General features: G+C 75.0%; 11 protein-coding genes and 1 pseudogene. 7 read left to right on the top strand and 5 right to left on the bottom strand.

Annotated elements, in window-relative coordinates; genetic code table 11:
* Nucleotides 1-319: 319 nt before the first annotated feature.
* Complete coding sequence (locus AB0E62_RS21165) at nt 320-913, top strand: hypothetical protein (protein ID WP_362195706.1); 594 nt, start codon at nt 320-322, stop codon at nt 911-913.
* Between the two features lie 714 nt (nt 914-1,627).
* Here the strand turns inward: AB0E62_RS21165 and AB0E62_RS21170 are convergent.
* On the bottom strand, nt 1,628-3,295 hold the full coding sequence (locus AB0E62_RS21170; RefSeq protein ID WP_362195709.1) for a DNA alkylation response protein: 1,668 nt from the start codon (nt 3,293-3,295) through the stop codon (nt 1,628-1,630).
* Nucleotides 3,296-3,366: 71 nt separating this feature from the next.
* Between AB0E62_RS21170 and AB0E62_RS21175 the strand changes: the two genes are divergently transcribed.
* Together AB0E62_RS21175 and AB0E62_RS21180 are read left to right on the top strand one after the other, a co-directional pair.
* Entirely contained in the window at nt 3,367-4,122 is a 756-nt protein-coding gene (locus tag AB0E62_RS21175; protein WP_362195712.1) for a PaaX family transcriptional regulator C-terminal domain-containing protein, read from the top strand.
* A 208-nt stretch (nt 4,123-4,330) separates the two neighbouring features.
* On the top strand, nt 4,331-5,509 hold the full coding sequence (locus AB0E62_RS21180; protein ID WP_362195799.1) for a benzoate/H(+) symporter BenE family transporter: 1,179 nt from the start codon (nt 4,331-4,333) through the stop codon (nt 5,507-5,509).
* Nucleotides 5,510-5,549: 40 nt separating this feature from the next.
* On the opposite strand, the gene AB0E62_RS21185 is transcribed toward AB0E62_RS21180, so the two are convergent.
* Entirely contained in the window at nt 5,550-6,338 is a 789-nt protein-coding gene (locus AB0E62_RS21185) for a pectate lyase (protein WP_362195714.1), read from the bottom strand.
* 365 nt (nt 6,339-6,703) lie between these two features.
* Here AB0E62_RS21185 and AB0E62_RS21190 point away from each other — a divergent pair.
* Nucleotides 6,704-8,024: pseudogene (locus tag AB0E62_RS21190) on the top strand (PHB depolymerase family esterase).
* Here the strand turns inward: AB0E62_RS21190 and AB0E62_RS21195 are convergent.
* The gene (locus AB0E62_RS21195) at nt 8,025-8,216 is read right to left on the bottom strand and encodes a hypothetical protein (RefSeq protein WP_362195717.1); all 192 of its coding nucleotides are present in this window, start codon (nt 8,214-8,216) and stop codon (nt 8,025-8,027) included.
* Nucleotides 8,217-8,228: 12 nt separating this feature from the next.
* Between AB0E62_RS21195 and AB0E62_RS21200 the strand changes: the two genes are divergently transcribed.
* Both AB0E62_RS21200 and AB0E62_RS21205 read left to right on the top strand, forming a co-directional pair.
* Nucleotides 8,229-8,756 (top strand): hypothetical protein, encoded by a 528-nt coding sequence (locus AB0E62_RS21200; RefSeq protein WP_362195720.1) that lies wholly within the window; start codon nt 8,229-8,231, stop codon nt 8,754-8,756.
* 6 nt (nt 8,757-8,762) lie between these two features.
* Nucleotides 8,763-13,070, top strand: a complete 4,308-nt coding sequence (locus AB0E62_RS21205) for a cation-translocating P-type ATPase (protein WP_362195723.1) — start codon at nt 8,763-8,765, stop codon at nt 13,068-13,070.
* A 339-nt stretch (nt 13,071-13,409) separates the two neighbouring features.
* On the opposite strand, the gene AB0E62_RS21210 is transcribed toward AB0E62_RS21205, so the two are convergent.
* Entirely contained in the window at nt 13,410-14,489 is a 1,080-nt protein-coding gene (locus AB0E62_RS21210; protein WP_362195726.1) for an NADH:flavin oxidoreductase/NADH oxidase, read from the bottom strand.
* A 147-nt stretch (nt 14,490-14,636) separates the two neighbouring features.
* Between AB0E62_RS21210 and AB0E62_RS21215 the strand changes: the two genes are divergently transcribed.
* The gene (locus tag AB0E62_RS21215; protein ID WP_362195729.1) at nt 14,637-15,011 is read left to right on the top strand and encodes a helix-turn-helix domain-containing protein; all 375 of its coding nucleotides are present in this window, start codon (nt 14,637-14,639) and stop codon (nt 15,009-15,011) included.
* Here AB0E62_RS21215 and AB0E62_RS21220 read toward each other — a convergent pair.
* A complete protein-coding gene (locus AB0E62_RS21220; RefSeq protein WP_362195732.1) occupies nt 14,910-16,319 on the bottom strand; it encodes a nucleobase:cation symporter-2 family protein in 1,410 nt (469 codons plus the stop codon). The genes AB0E62_RS21215 and AB0E62_RS21220 overlap by 102 nt on opposite strands.
* Nucleotides 16,320-16,408 lie beyond the last annotated feature (89 nt).

Consider the following 16,408-nt stretch of genomic DNA (forward strand, 5'->3'; position numbering starts at 1 on the left):
ACCGGTGTGCGGCCGGGTTCACCGGCGGGGGCTGCCGGTTTCGTCCGTGGGGGGCGGGCGACGTGACCTCGCCTGTCCATGGTGTCGTCAGATGTCGGCCAGTGTGCACCCCACCACTGACAATCACCCTCAACCCGGGCATCCGTGCAGGCCACGACTTGAGTTCACCGGCCGTGGCGAAGATCGGCCGGTTCCTGTGCGGTACGCCTGCGCAAGAAGGGTCTCTCGTGCGACCGTCGGTTGACGGCTCGTCGTGAGCAGCGGAGCGATCCCTCCTTACGGGAGGGCGGTCCGGCCGGTCGGTGCGCTCGTGAGGAGGATGCCCTTGAAGGCGTTCCGTGGTCCGAAGGTGTGGCTGTGGCGCTGGCGGCGGAACCCGCTCAGACGCCGGGCCGACGTGGTGGAGGCCTGGGTCGTGCTCGGTGCCTTCGTACTGACCGTCCTGGGCGGGGTCCTGGCGGGCCTGTTCACGGCCGGCTCGGTGGAGCACGGGCTCGCCCGCGAGCGGGCCCTGCGCAGGCCGACCGTGGCCCGGGTGGTCTCAGGGGGCCCGGCGAAGTCCTCCGCGCGGGGGGAGCGCGCTCCGGAGGGGGCGCGGGTCCGGACCGTGGTCCGCTGGACGGCGGCTGACGGCTCGTCCCGTACCGGCCGGGTCCGGGTACCGTCCGGCAGCGGGCCCGGGACGCCGGTCACCGTCTGGACCGACCCGCGCGGCCGAATCGTCAGCCGACCCGTCACCGCCTCCGAGGCCGCCCTCCGGGCAACGCTGGTCGGCCTTCTGGTCGGCGTGAGCGCCGCCGCCGTCCCCTGCGTCGCGGGCCTGGCCGTACGGGGCCGCCTGGAACGCCGCCGCATGCGGGCGTGGGACACGGAATGGGCCCGCCTGGGCCCCCAGTGGGGACGCATGGTCTGACCCCTGCCGCCGCCCGAGTCCCAGCACGGAGACGCAGGCCCCTCACCAGGGCCGGAACCCGCGCCCGGTGCGCCACGGGGCCCACCGATCGGCCACTTGGCCCACCGGCCGACGCCCCGGTGGGCCGCGGGGCCCGCGGGTCCGCGGATCGGTCGCGTCGCCAGCCGGGTCGTGCCCGGTGCGTCACCGGGCAGGCTGGTCGGTCGGCCGCCGCGTCCGCAGGCGCCCGGTGCGACCTCGTCGCCCGCAGGCTCGCCCCCGGTGCGTCACAGGCCCTGCGGGTTCGAGCCGACCGCTCTCCCGCCGGTTACCTCGCCCCACCGGTCGTCTCGCCCGTCGGCCGGCGCCCGGTGCGCCGCAGGGCCGTCATGTCGGTTGCGTCGCTGGCCCGCTGGCGGCCGGCGGACCACACGGTCTGCGGGCCGTGGTTCGGCCGCCCCGTCCACCGGCCAACCACCTCGCCCGCCGGCCAACCATCCCGTCAACCGGTCAACCACCTCGCCCACCGGCCACCTGGCCGCCTGCCCGCGTCCGTTGCGTCGCCGAGCCCTCCGGTCGGCCGTCTGGCCCCCCGGCCGCCGCGCCCGTCGGCCCAGGCGCCCCGGTCGGCCTCGGCGCCTTGGTCAGTCCAGCGGCCTGGTCAGTCCCAGGGGCCTGGGCGGTTCCCGCGGCCCGGTGCGTCTCGGCGCCCCGGGCCGTCCGGGTGGCCCCCGGTCAGTCCCGGTCGGGGAGGGCGCGGGTCAGGATGGGGTCGAGGTCGGTTCCGGCGGGCAGGGTGCCGAACGTGTGGCCCCAGTCGCCGCCGAGGCGGGACGCGCAGAAGGCGTCCGCGACCGGGTGCGGGGCGTGCCGCACCAGCAGGGAGGCCTGGAGCGCGAGCGCCATCCGCTCGACCAGCCGGCGGGCACCCACCTGATCGGTTCCGGCCAACTCGTCCTTCAGCGCGGCCACGGTCGCGTCGAGACGGGCGTCCGCCCCGCGCGCGAGGGCGAGTTCGGCGAACAGCGCCTGAGCGGTGTCCGGTTCCCGGCCGAGGGCACGCAGCACGTCGAGCGCGTTGACGTTCCCGGAGCCCTCCCAGATCGACAGCAGCGGGGCCTCCCGGTAGTGCCGGGGCATGCCGGAGTCCTCGACGTACCCGTTGCCGCCCAGGCACTCCAGGGCCTCGGCGGTGAACGCCGGACCCCGCTTGGTGACCCAGTACTTGCCGACGGCGGTGGCGATGCGCCGGAAGGCGCGCTCCCCGGCGTCCCCGCGCACCGCGCGGTCCGCCGCGCCCGCCAGCCGCAGCGTGAGCGTCGTCGCGGCCTCCGACTCCAGCGCGAGATCGGCCAGGACGTTGCGCATCAGCGGCTGGTCGATCAGCCGGGCGCCGAACGCGCGGCGGTACCGGGCGTGGTGACCCGCTTCGACCAGTGTCTTGCGCATCAGGGTCGCCGAGGCCATCACACAGTCCAGCCGGGTGCAGTTGACCATCTCGATGATGGTCTTCACCCCGCGCCCCTCCGGCCCCACCAGCCAGGCCACGGTCCGGTCGAACTCCGGCTCGGAGGAGGCGTTGGAGCGGTTGCCGAGTTTGTCCTTCAGCCGCTGGATGCGGAAGGTGTTGCGGCTGCCGTCCGGCAGGACGCGCGGCACCAGGAAGCACGACAGCCCGCCCGGGGCCTGGGCGAGCACCAGGAAGACGTCGCACATCGGCGCCGACGTGAACCACTTGTGCCCGCGCAGCGTGTACACGCCCGGCTCGCCGGTGGGCGTGGCGGTGGTGGTGTTCGTGCGGACGTCGGAGCCGCCCTGCTTCTCCGTCATGCCCATCCCGGCGAGCAGCCCGGGTTTGTCGGCGGGCACGCGCAACTCGGGGTCGTACTCCCGGCTGGTGAGCAGCGGTTCGTACACCTTGGCCAGGTCCGGCTGGGCGCGCAGGGCGGGTACGGCGGCGTACGTCATCGAGGTGGGGCAGCCGTGCCCCGCCTCCGTGTGCCCCCACACCAGGCCGCCCGCGGTCCGGGCCACGTGCGCGCCCGGCCGGGCGTCGGCCCACGGCGCGCCGGCCAGGCCCTCGGCGACCGCCGTCCGCATCAGGTGGTGCCAGGAGGGGTGGAAGTCGACCTCGTCCACGCGGTGGCCGTAGCGGTCGTGGGTGCGCAGCACCGGCTCGTACCGGTTCGCCAGCTCGCCCCACTCCTGCGCCTCCGCGCTCCCGGCACGCGCCCCCAGCCGACGGAGGTCCTCCTCGGCCCACCCGGCGCCCTCCCGGCGCACCCCCTCCAGCAGGGCCGGGTCGTCGGAGGCGTCGTACGGGGCGAGCGGCGGGGGCTGGTTGGTGACGTCGTGCGTCACGGACTGCGGCTGGATCGGCGACTGCGCGGGAATCGAGACCATACGAGCATGTTGCACCTTCCATGCGGCCGTAGCAATGGTGCAACAAGCAGCGCCACGTACAGTACGGATCCATGTGCGTGAACCTTCCGGAGGGGCCGGGGCCGGTGCCGGACGCGGCGGCCCTGCGCCCGCTGTCCGCCCGGTCGGTGGTGCTGAGCCTGCTCCTCGGCGTGCACCCGCCGCAGCTGCCGGTGCGGGACCTGGTACGGCTGGTGGAGCCGTTCGGGATCGGCGGCTCCACGCTGCGGGCCGCGCTCAGCCGGATGGTGGCCGCGGGCGATCTGCGGCGCACGGACGCCGTCTACCGGCTCAGCGACCGGCTGCTGGAGCGGCAGCGGCGCCAGGACGACGCCGTACGGCCGCGCACGCGCGCGTGGCACGGCGACTGGGAGATGGTGGTGATCACGGCGACCGGGCGCGGCCCCGCCGAACGCGCCGAGCTGCGCAACCGGCTGACCGCGCTGCGCCTGGCCGAACTGCGCGAGGGCGTGTGGCTGCGTCCGGCCAACCTCGACCGGCCGCTGCCCGCCGAGGTGCACCGGGTGGCGCTGACGTACACGGCCCGTCCCGACGAGCCGCCGCGTGAACTGGCCGCCCGGCTGTGGCCGCTGGCCGGCTGGGCGGCCACCGCCCGCTTCCTGCTCGACCGTGCCACCCGGGCCGGCCACCCGGCGGACCGGTTCACCGCCTACGCGGCGGCCGTCCGCCAGTTGCTCGCCGACCCCGTCCTGCCCGACGCCCTGCTGCCCGCCGGCTGGCCGGGGGAGGAACTGCGCGCGGCGTACGCCGGCTACCGACGGGAACTGGGCGCGGGGCTCGGGGCGTAGCGGAGGAGCGCATTCCGTGGCGTCCTTGCGCGGGCGCCGCTGTACGGTCGGGGGCGTCGCCGACCTGGAACAGGCCCGAAAGGGCGGTGGAGGAAGACAGTTGAGCCCTGAGTCCCCCGAGACGTACACCCCGACGGACCCGGCGCCCGCCGCCGGCGGTCCGGCCGGGCCACCGGCCGGAGAACAGGGACCGGACGGCCGGCCCCGGCTGCTGCGCGACGCGTCGCCGTCCGCCGTGCTGGCGGGGCTGGTGGCCGTCGTCGTCTCCTGCTCCGGGACGCTGGTCATCGTGCTGGCGGCGGCCTCGGCCGGACACCTCGACCCTGCGCAGACCACCTCCTGGGTGTGGGCGATCTGCATAGGCAGCGGCCTGACCTGCGTCGGGCTGAGCCTGCGCACCCGGATGCCGGTCATCACCGCATGGTCGACACCGGGCGCGGCGCTGCTGGTGACGAGCCTGGGCGCGTACTCCTACGCCGAGGCCGTCGGCGCCTTCCTGGTCACCGGCGTGGTCATCACGCTGATCGGGCTGACCGGGGTGTTCGGGTGGCTGATGCGCCAGGTGCCGGCGGCGGTGGTCTCGGCGATGCTGGCGGGCATCCTGTTCGCCTTCGGCACCCATGTCTTCACCTCGCTGAAGACGGCGCCGGTCATCGCCGGATCCGTGCTGTTCGCCTACCTCCTGGCCAAGCGGCTGCTGCCCCGGTACGCGGTGCTGATCGCGCTCGCCGCGGGGGTGGCCGGCAGTGCGGTCACCTCGCGGCTGCACGTCCACGTCGGCACGATCGAGCCGGCCCGGCCGGTGTTCACCGTCCCGGAGTTCTCCCTCGCCTCGCTCGTCGGCATCGCGGTGCCGCTGATCGTGGCCACCCTCGCCTCGCAGAACGCCCCGGGCATGGCGGTGCTCTCCGCCTCCGGCTACCGGCCCGGGGACCGGCTGCTCATCGGCACCACCGGGGTGGCGTCCACCGTGCTCGCCCCCTTCGGGTCGCACGCGGTCAACCTGGCCGCGATCACCGCCGCGATCTGCACCGGCCCGGAGGCGCACCCCGATCCGCGGCGGCGGTACGTGGCGGGTGTCTCCTGCGGGGCCTGTTACCTGCTGGTCGGTGCCTTCGGCTCAACGCTGGTGGCCTTCTTCACCGGACTGCCCGGGGAACTGGTCGCGGCCGTCGCCGGGGTCGCCCTGTTCGGGGCGCTCGCCGGGGGCCTCACCGGCGCGGTCAAGGAGGAGCGGGACCGCGAGGCGGCGCTGATCACGTTCCTCGCCACCGCCTCCGGCGTCACCCTGTTCGGCATCGGCTCCGCCTTCTGGGGCCTCGTCCTCGGCGTCGCCGCCCACCTCGTCCTGTCCGGACACCGGCGCGGGCGGACGGCGGACGCCTGATCCACGGCCGGGCCGCCCCCGGCGGCCCGGCCCGCCGGGCTCACTTGTAGGTGATGTCCGAGCCGGAGTACTTGCAGTAGGTGCCGTCCGGGCCCGAGCCGTTGGTGGTCGGTTCCGCACCGGTGCTGTTGCCGATGTACTTCTGGCAGGGAATGATCTTCTTGCTGGTGTCGCCGACGATGGTGATGTTCCGCAGGGTCGCGCTGTCGCCGTAGTTGGTGTTGATGCCGACGAGCTTGCTGCCCTTGTAGGTCGCCTCGATGCCGCTGAGGTTGATCGTCCGCTTGTACTGCGTCTTGCAGTTGCCGCAGGAGCGGGCGAACGTGCCGAAGTTCTTCACCGCGAAGTCCGAGACGTTCAGCGTGCCGGCGCCGTTGAACTGGAACACCTTGTCGCTGGCCTCCTTCGCCCCGCCGCCGCTGACGGTGTAGACGTTGGAGGACGAGGAGCCGAGGAAGGTGGCCGCGTCCTCGCCGACGTCCTCCCACCACACGTTCTGCAGCGTGCAGCTTCCCAGGCAGTGGATGCCGTCGGCGGCGGGGGAGCCGATGACGACGTTCTTGACGACCGCGCCGGGAGCCAGCTCCAGCAGGGGTCCCTGGTCCTCGTCCTGGCTGTCGCTGCCGAGGTCGCCGCTGCCGTACAGCCGCTTCATCCCGTAGTCCTTGGTGCCGGACACCGAGATCGTGGAGGAGACCGCCTGGCTGCCGTTCGGAGTGGGCCAGGTGGCCGCGTCCGCCGGTGCTCCGAAAGTCATGAGCATGCCAAATGTGAGTCCGAGGGTGGCGAGTCCGCCGAGCAGACCGCGCGAGGTCGCTGATGAGGTCATGTCCCGAAATGCCTTCTTCCGTGGGGTGCTGCCCTGTGGGGGTTGTGTACGTGAATGGCGTTCGTCACGTGGAACGCAGACTGCGGCTCGCGTGGCCGGAACGACTGCCTTGCGTGCCGATCGGTCACGCTGATGAACGGACCGTAGGATGCAAGCGCTTTCTAGTCAACGGGTCGCGCAGCACTCTTTCCGGCCTCGCGGGGACGCGGGGCGGTGGTGTGGGAGCGGTGTGGGAGCGCTTCCATGACGGGCGTGTGCATGCCACGATGCCCGATGTTCTCCTTCGCGTGACACGCACGGTTCGCGCGACGCGCACGCACGCAGTACGCCTCCGTACGACCCGCGATCAGAAAGGGACAGGTGACGTGCCCCCCACACCGCCCCGCCCGAGAACCGGTCTCCGCAAGTCGCTCGTCGCCCTACTGGGCGCCCTGCTGCCGCTCCTCGCGGCCCTCGCCCTCGCCGCGCCCCCGGCCGAGGCGCGCCCCCAGGCCGTCCCCGCGGCCACCCTCACCGAGGTCACCGGCTTCGGCGCCAACCCCAGCAACCTCCAGATGTACGTCCACGTGCCGCGGAACGTCAGCCCGCACCCCGCGGTCGTGGTGGCCGTGCACTGGTGCGGCGGCTCCGCCTCCGCCATGTACTCCGGCACCGAATGGCCCTCCCTGGCCGACCAGCACGGATTCGTGCTCGTCTACCCCTCCGTCACCCGCGCCAGCAAGTGCTTCGACGTCGCCTCCCCACAGGCACTGCGCCACGACGGGGGCAGCGACCCGGTCGGCATCCGGTCCATGGTCGACTGGACGACCCGCGCCTACGCGGCCGACACCGGCCGGATCTTCGTCACCGGCATCTCCTCCGGCGCGATGATGACCAACGTCCTGCTCGGCGACTACCCCGACGTGTTCGCGGCGGGCGCCGCCTTCTCCGGCGTGCCCTTCGGCTGCTTCGCCACCACCGATGGCTCCGAGTGGAACAGCGCCTGCTCCGGCGGCACCCTCATCCGCACCCCGCAGCAGTGGGGCGACCTGGTGCGCGCCGCCTACCCCGGCTACACCGGCCCTCGCCCGCGCATGCAGCTGTGGCACGGCACCGAGGACGACACCCTGCGCTACGCCGACTTCGGCGAGGAGATCAAGCAGTGGACGAACGTGCTCGGCGTGAGCCAGACCCCCGCCGCCACCGACACCCCCGCCGCCGGCTGGTCCCGCACCCGCTACGGCGGCACCGGTGAGCGGGCGCCCGTCGAGGCGATCAGCCTCCAGGGCGTGGGCCACAACCTCTACAGCTGGGGCATGGCCTCCCGCGCCCTCACCTTCTTCGGCCTCGACGACGACGACGGCGGCGGCACCGATCCGCAGCCGCCCGGGTCCCTGCGCGGTGACGGCCGGCACCAGCGCCTGGAGCACCGGCCTGACCGCCTCCCTGACCGTCACCAACACCGGCACCACCCCGGTGAACGGCTGGCGACTCGACTTCACCCTCCCGGCCGGCCAGACCATCACCAACGGCTGGAACGCCGGCTACAGCCCCCGCACCGGCACGGTGACGGCGACCGACGTCACGTACAACGCCAGCATCGCCCCCGGTGCGAGCGTCACCCTCGGCTACCAGGCCGCCCACACCGGGAACAGCGCGGCCCCGACGGCCTTCCGCCTCAACGGCAGCGCGTGCACGGTGGGCTGATCACCGGGCGCGCACCCGGCGTACGACCGTGAGGTGCCCGGCGTCCCGGGCACCGTCCGGCATGCCCGCGGGCGGGGAGGGTGGCGTCGGGTGCGCCAAAGGAGTTCCCTGGTAGCAGTGGGCGTTCCCGGGGAAGAAGGGGATGGCCTGCGCGGTCGCGGGCACTCGGTGGGGCACGTACGGGGATCTCACCCGAGGAGAGTCATGGCTGAGCAGAAGTCGTCGTCGGCCCTCACGGCGCCCCTGCGCGGCGCCGCCTCGGTCCTGCGCAGGGTGCCCGGCGCCGGAACGGTCGGCAGGGCCGCCGAGGAGACACTCGACAAGATCGGCGCGGTCTCGCCCCGAGGCCGGCGCATCGCGGTGTACACGGGCGCCGGGGTGCTCGGCGCGGCGGGCGTGGTGGAGTGGCCCGTGGCCCTCACCGGCGCGGCGGTGGCCTGGCTCACCCAGCCCAGGCCCGACCGGCCGGGCGAGGGCGGCGACCCGGGCGGGCGGCATCCCGAGCCCGCGCACGACCTCGGGACCGCGGCCCTCAGGTCCGGTGCCGGACACGGCCGGCCGGTCGAGGGCGCGCCCGGCGGCAGCGGGACCGCCCCGGCCGGCCGGACCGGAGGAGCCGGGCACTCCGGCGCGCCCGGGCCCGGACCGGGCCACGGCGGCGGAACGTCCGCGAGCAGGGCGTCCTCCGGTCCCCTCGGGCCGACCGCCCGGCCCGACCGCACCACGCTCTAGGAGGTCATGGTGGCCGGTCTGCTGACCGCACCGTCGGCCGCCGTACGGCTGCTGCCCGCGGCACCGCGCCTGCTCGCGCGGGCGGCGGCACCGGCGGTCGGCGTGGCCGCCGGAGCTGCCGCGGGTACCGCGCGCGCCGGTGTACGTGGCGCGGACGCCGCCGCACGGGTCGCCCGGGTGGTCCGCAACGCGCTGCCCGGCGCCGGTGCCCACTGGCGCTCCGGCGCCCGCGCCCACCTGGCCGTACGCCCCCTGGAGCCGGACCGGGCCCGGCGCGCGGGCGGCACCGTGCACCTGGCGCGCCGGCTGGCCGAGGCACTGCGGGAACACCCCGAGGTGCTCGTCGCCTACTGGGACCAGGGACTCGCCCGCCTGGTGATCACCGCGACGGGCGAGCAGGCCGCCGACCGGGTCCTCGCGCACGCCGCGGACCTGGCCGAACGGCACGGCCTGACGCTGGCCGGCGGGGACGAGGACGGGACCACGCACCCGGCCGACCCGGCCGGGGTGCGCGCCGCCGTGGCCCCCCTCGCCGCCGACGCCGTCGGCATCGCCACGGCCCTGACCGCCTACACCCTCAGGCTGCCGCCCTCCCCCCGGATGGTGACCGCCGTCGTCACCCTGCTGCGGGAGAACCCGCGCTTCCGCGACCGGCTGCGCGCCCGGCTCGGCGACTCCGGGATGGACCTCGCCCTGGCCTGCGCCAACGCGGCCGTGCACGGCGCCGGGCAGACTCCCACCTCGCTCGTGCTCGACGGCGCCCTGCGGGCCTGCCAGGTGGCCGAGACGGTGGCCCGTTCGGCCGCCTTCGACGCCGTGCACGACCAGCTGTGCGCCCCGAACCGCGTCAGCCTCGCTCCGTCCGGCCCGCCCCGCCCCGCGCTGCACGTCTCCCCGGCGCAGGAGTACGCCGCCCACGCCTCCGCCGGCAGCGTGCTGGGCGCGGCGGCCACCCTGCTGGTCAAGCACGACGCCGCCGAGGCGGCGGAAGCGGTGCTGGCAGGCTCGCCGAAGGCCGCCCGCTACGGCCCGGCCGCCTTCCACGCCGTACTCTCCGGCGCCCTGGCCCGCACCGGCGTACTGGTCCGCGCCCCGGAGCGGCTGCGCCAGCTCGAGCTGGCCGGCACCGTCGTGCTGCACCCGGACGCGCTGCGCACCGGGGACGGCGAGGCCGACCCGTGGGCCGAGCCGGTGCTGGACGCCGCCCGCCGGGCCGGACTGCGGGTCGTCCTGGTGGACGATCCGGCCCTGGAGGACTTCACCGGCCTCGCCGACCAGGTCGTCGACCCCCGCCGGCCGCTGGACGACGTGGTGTACGAGGCACGCGGCGAGGAGGGCGCCGTCCTGGTGGTCGCGCGGGTGCGCGGGGCCGGCGAGCACGATGTGCTGGCCGCCCTGCGCGCCGCCGACATCGCCCTCGCCCTGACCGACCGGGACGGCGCGGTCGTATGGGGCGCGGATCTGCTCGCCCCGCACGGACTGCCCGATGTCTGGCGGGTCCTGACCGCGATTCCGGCCGCCCGCCGGGTCGGCCGCCGGGCCCAGACGCTGGCCCGCTCCGGCGCCGCGCTGTCCGGGCTGCTCGTCGCCGTCGGCGAGTCCGGCGGCGGACGAGGCCGCCGGTCGCTGCTGCCGGGGCTGCGGCACGCGCCGGTCGACGCGAGCGCCGCCTCCGCGCTGCTGTCCGGGGTGCGCGCCGCGCTCGGAGTGGCGGCGGCCCGTGCCCCGCACCCGCGTCCCCGGGTGCACTGGCACGAACTCGGCCCGGACGAGGCCCGGGACCGGCTGGCCCGCGAACCGGCCGCAGACACCGGGCCCGACGCGCTGACCACCCGGGTACGCAAGGCGGCGACGGGCGTCGCCGGGCACCCGGCCGCCGCGCCCGTCCGCTGGTCGTACCGGCTCGGCCGGGCCGTCCGGAGCGAACTCCAGGACCCCCTCACCCCGGTCCTGGCCGTCGGGTCGGCGGCGTCCGCGCTCCTCGGCTCGGTCGTGGACGCGCTGCTCGTCGTCGGCGCCCTCGATCTGAACGCCCTGGTCGGCGGCCTCCAGCGGCTACGGGCCGAACGGGCGCTGTCCGGGCTCGTCGCGGAACAGAAGCAGAAGGCGCGCCTGGTGCCGCCCCAGGCCGAGGCCCCGGCCGGCGGCACCCGCACCGTGGAGGCGGGCCGGCTGCGGCCCGGCCAGGTGATCCAGCTCCAGGCGGACGACGTGGTGCCCGCCGACGCCCGGCTGCTGTGGCAGGAGGGCCTGGAAGTGGACGAGTCCGCGCTCACCGGCGAGTCGTTGCCGGTGGAGAAGCAGACGGACCCCACCCCGCACGCCGCCGTGGCCGACCGGCGCTGCATGGTCTTCGAGGGCACGACGGTGGTGGCGGGCGAGGCCCGGGCCGTCGTGGTCGACATCGGCGACCGCACCGAGGCCGCCCGCGCCGTCCACCTCGCCGCACGCACCCCACCGGCCGGCGGCGTGCAGGCCAGGCTCCAGGAACTCAGCCGCAAGGCGCTGCCGTTGACCCTCGGGGGCGGTGCCGCCGTGACGGGTCTGGCACTGCTGCGCGGCACCCCGATCCGCGAGGCGGTCAGCGGCGGGGTGGCGGTGGCCGTGGCCGCCGTACCGGAAGGGCTGCCGCTGGTGGCGACGGTCGCCCAGCTCGCGGCGGCCCGGCGGCTGAGCCGGGGCGGTGTCCTGGTGCGGACGCCGCGTTCGCTGGAGGCGCTGGGCCGGATGGACACCGTCTGCTTCGACAAGACCGGCACGCTCACCGAGAACCGGCTGCGCCTGGTCCGCACCGCCGACGCCGGGGGCGAGGTCCACGCCGTGACCGAGGCGGGCGCCGAGGACACCGTGCGGGCCGCCGCGCGGGCCTGTCCGCGGCCGGACGGCGGCGCCGGCCGGCCGGTGCACGCCACCGACGAGGCCGTGCTCGCCGCCGCGCCGCCCGACCCGCACTGGACCCGGCTCGCCGAGCTGCCGTTCGAGGCCGCGCGCGGCTACGCCGCCGCCGTCGGCCGCGTCGGCGACGGCCCGTCCGCGCTGGTGGTCAAGGGCGCCCCGGAGACCGTCCTGCCCGCCTGCGCCGGGCTGCCGGGGCACGCGTCCGACACCGCCCACGCGCTGGCCGGGGACGGACTGCGGGTGCTCGCGGTGGCCGAACGGCGGCTCGACGAGGGCGAGCAGGAGGACGAGGCCCTCGAACGGCCGCTGGAGAACCTGGAGTTCATCGGCCTGCTGGCGCTGTCCGACGTACCGCGCGACACCTCCACGGCGCTGGTGCACGCGCTCGACGGGGCAGGCGTACGGCCGGTGATGCTCACCGGCGACCATCCGCAGACCGCACGGGCCATCGCCGCGGATCTGGGCTGGCCCGCCGACACCGTGGTGGTCACCGGCGACGAACTGGCCGCCGCCGACCGCGCGGCCCGGGCCCGGATGCTGCGTGACGCGGGCGTGGTGGCCCGGGTGGCGCCCGAGCAGAAGCTCCAGGTCGTGGAGGCGCTGCGGGACGCGGGCCGGGTGGTCGGCATGGTCGGCGACGGCGCCAACGACGCCGCGGCGATCCGCGCCGCCGACATCGGCGTCGGCATCAGCGCCCGGGGCTCGGCCGCCGCCCGCAACGCGGCGGACATCGTGCTGACCGATGACGATCTGACGGTCCTGGTCGACGCGGTCGGCGAGGGACGCGCGCTGTGGCACAGCGTGGCCGACGCCATCGCCATCCTGATCGGCGGCAACGCGGGCGAGGTCGCCTTCGGCATCATCGGCACCCTGCTGTCCGGGCGCGCGCCGCTGTCCACCCGGCAGATGCTGATGGTGAACCTGTTCACCGACCTCTTCCCGTCGATGGCCGTGGCGGTGACGGAGAAGGCGGACGGGCGGGGCACGGTCCGGGCGCGGGGCGGGGCGCCGGAGGACGCCTCGGCGGTGCTGGGCGCCCCGCTGCTGCGGCAGATCCGGCACCGGGCGCTGACCACCTGCCTCGGCGCGGTCACGGCCTGGCTGATCGGCCGCTTCACCCCGGGCACCGCCCGGCGCTCCAGCACCATGGCCCTGTGCGGGGTGGTCGGCACCCAGCTGGTGCAGACCCTGCTCGACCGGCGGGACAGCCGGCTGGTGCAAGTCACCTCGCTGGGCTCGGCGCTGGCGCTCGTCGCGGTGGTCCAGACCCCGGTGCTCAGCCGCGCCTTCGGCTGCACCCCGCTCGGTCCGGTCGCGTGGGCGGGCGTCGTGGCCGCGATCGCCCTCGCCCTGGCGGGCCAGCGGACGCTGCCGCGCCTGGAGCGGACCGTGGGACGACTGCTGCCGACGAGGTGACGGGCCGACGGCTGCGGCTCGGGAAGGACTGCGGCCCGGCCCGGCCGGGGGTATGACCGTGGTACGGGCCGGACCGATCAGTGGTACGCCCGCTGGGCCCGGCGCCGGCCGACGGTACGGCCATCGGGCCTGCGCCGCACCGGGCGGCGGTACGGCCGTCGGAACCGCAGTCGCCCCCGGCCGACCGGTGACGGACCGGCCGGTGGTGCGGACCGTCGGACCGGTCGGCCGGCGTCGGGCCGCCCGTGCGCCGGACCCGCCCGTGCGCCGGACCCGCCCGTGCGCCGGACCCGCCCGTGACGCGGACCGTGATGCGGACCCCGGGGCCGGCGGCCGGTGTCAGACCGACCGGTGGTACTGGTCCGGTACCCGTACCTCCGCGCCCAGTTCGCGGGCTGCCTGCCGGGCCCAGGACGGGTTGCGCAGCAGTTCCCGGCCGAGCAGGACCACGTCGGCCTCGCCGTTGGCCAGGATCTTCGCCGCCTGCCCGGCCTCGGTGATCAGCCCGACCGCGCCGACCGGCATCGGGGTCTCGGTCTTCACCCGCGCGGCGAACGGCACCTGGTAGCCGGGCCCGGTCGGGATGCTGGCGCCGCTCGCGTTCCCGCCGGTGGACACGTCGAGCAGGTCCACGCCGTGGGCGTGCAGGTCGCGGGCGAAGCGGACCGTGTCGTCCGGCGTCCAGCCGGCCTCGTCCAGCCAGTCGGTGGCGGAGATGCGGAAGAACAGCGGCTTCTGGGCGGGCCATACCTCGCGCACGGCGTCCACGACCTCCAGCGCGAACCGGGTGCGGTTCTCGTACGAGCCGCCGTACGCGTCCGTGCGGTGGTTGGAGTGCGGGGAGAGGAACTCGTTGATCAGGTAGCCGTGGGCGCCGTGGAGCTCCACGGCCTCGAAGCCCGCGGCCAGCGCCCGGCGCGCGGCGGCGGCGAACTGGCCGACGATCTCCTGGATCCGCTCGGTGCTCAACTCGGCCGGCACCGGGTGGCCTTCGGCGAACGGCACCGCGCTCGGGGCGAGCGGCTGCCAGCCGTGCGCCTCCGGTCCGACGGGCGCGCCGCCCTTCCACGGCCGCTCGGTCGACGCCTTGCGGCCGCTGTGACCGAGCTGGATGGCCGGCACGGTGCCCTGCGCGCTGAGGAAGCCGGTGATCCGCCGGAAGGCCTCCACCTGGGTGTCGTTCCACAGTCCGAGGTCGTACGGGGAGATCCGGCCCTCGGGCGCGACCGCGGTGGCCTCGACCACGATCAGACCGGTGCCACCGGTGGCCCGCGCCGCGTAGTGCGCGAAGTGCCAGTCGTGCGGCACGCCGGCGAGCGGGCCCTCCGGCTCGGCCGAGTACTGGCACATCGGGGCCATCCACACCCGGTTCGGGATGGTCACTTCGCGCAGGGTGAGAGGCTCGAAGAGCGCGGACATGACGGACTCCATTTCGTCACGGATGGCTTGCTTCCTTCGTACGGCGCTCATCGTACTACGAGGAACGTGAAAGTACGAGAGGTGTCAAATTACGAGGGATCTCGTACGATGGTCATCGAAGAAGTCCCGCGACGAAGGGCGGTCGCCGTGACCGAGACAGCCACCACCGGCCGCGCGCTGCCGCACCCGGACCGTGAGCACATCCGGCTGGAATCCGTGCTGCACGCGCTGTCCGACCCGATGCGGTTGCAGATCGTGCGCGAACTGGCCGCGCAGGAAGTGGAGTTGGCCTGCTCGCACTTCGAACTGCCGGTGACCAAGTCCACCACCACGCACCACTTCCGGGTGCTGCGCGAGAGCGGGGTGGTCCGGCAGGTCTACCGGGGCACGGCCAAGATGAACGGCCTGCGCCGGGACGATCTAGAGAACCTCTTCCCGGGGCTGCTCGACAGCGTCCTCGACGCGGCCGAACGGCAGGCCGTCCGGCTCGGCGACGACGGCCGGATCCCGCTCGACGGGTGAACCGCCTTTCCGCGGAAGGTGGTTGAACAGCAGGTTCAGCACGATCGCGGACAGGCAGCCCGCGCTGATGCCGCTGTTCATCACCGTCTGGAACCAGTCCGGGAACCTCGCGTACACCGTCGGCACGCCCACCGGCAGCATGCCGATCGCCACTGACACGGCCACCACGGTCAGGTTGCCGTCGCCCCGGAAGTCCACCCGGCTCAGCGTCCGCAGCCCGCTCGCCGCGACCGTCCCGAACATCACCAGCCCGGCCCCGCCGAGCACCGGCGCCGGGATCGCCGCGACCACCGCGCCCAGCTTGGGCAGCAGTCCGAGCAGCACCAGGATGCCGCCCGCCGCAGCGACCACCCAGCGGCTGCGCACCCGGGTCATGCCGACCAGGCCCACGTTCTGCGCGTACGCCGTGTACGGGAAGGTGTTGAACACCCCGCCCAGCACGGTCGACAGGCCGTCCGCGCGCAGCCCGTCGGCCAGCGTGCGCGCTTCGGCCCTCCGCCCGGTCAGCTCGCCGACGGCGATCAGGTCACCGGTGGTCTCGGTCATGCTCACCAGCGCCACGACCAGCATGGACGCGATGGCGGAGACCCGGAACTCCGGCGCCCCGAAGTGGAACGGCGTGCTGACGCCCACCCATGCGGCGTCGGCGACCCCGCCGAAGTCGGTGAACCCCAGCGGCACGGCGACCGCCAGCCCGGCCGCGATGCCGACGAGCACGGCGATCCGGGACAGGAAGGCGGGCGCGAACCGCTGCACGCCCAGCACCACGGCCAGGACGAAGCCCGCCAGCGCCAGGTTCCGCGGCTCGCCGAAGCCCTTCGCGCCGGCGCCGCCCGCCGCCCAGTTGCCCGCCACCGGCAGCAGTGAGACGCCGATGATGAGGATGACCGTGCCGGTCACCAGCGGCGGGAAGAAGCGCAGCAACCTGCCGAAGACCGGCGCCAGCAGCATGATGGCCAGCCCGGCGACGATCACGGAGCCGTAGATCGCGGGCAGCCCGCCGTCCGTCGTCCCGATGAGCACCATCGGCGACACGGCCGCGAACGTGCACCCCTGCATGACCGGCAGCCGTACCCCGAACCACCGGAACCCCACGCACTGGATCAGCGTGGCGATCCCGCACACCAGCAGGTCCGCGGTGATCAGGTAGGCCAGGTCGGCGGGTGGCAGCCGCATCGCGCCGCCCACGATCAACGGCACCGCGACGGCACCCGCGTACATCGCGAGCACATGCTGGAGCCCGAAGGCGGCCAGGTGGCGGGCGGGGGGTATCTCGTCGACGGGGTGCGTGTCCGCGGTCGTGGCCATGAGGTCTCCATCTGCGGGCGGGTGGGGGAGCGGGATCCGGCCGGCCGGTCAGCCGGTCAGCCGGTCAGGACGAGACCGTAGGGGCCTTG

This window comes from Streptomyces sp. NPDC038707 (assembly GCF_040636485.1).
Lineage (GTDB): Bacteria > Actinomycetota > Actinomycetes > Streptomycetales > Streptomycetaceae > Streptomyces.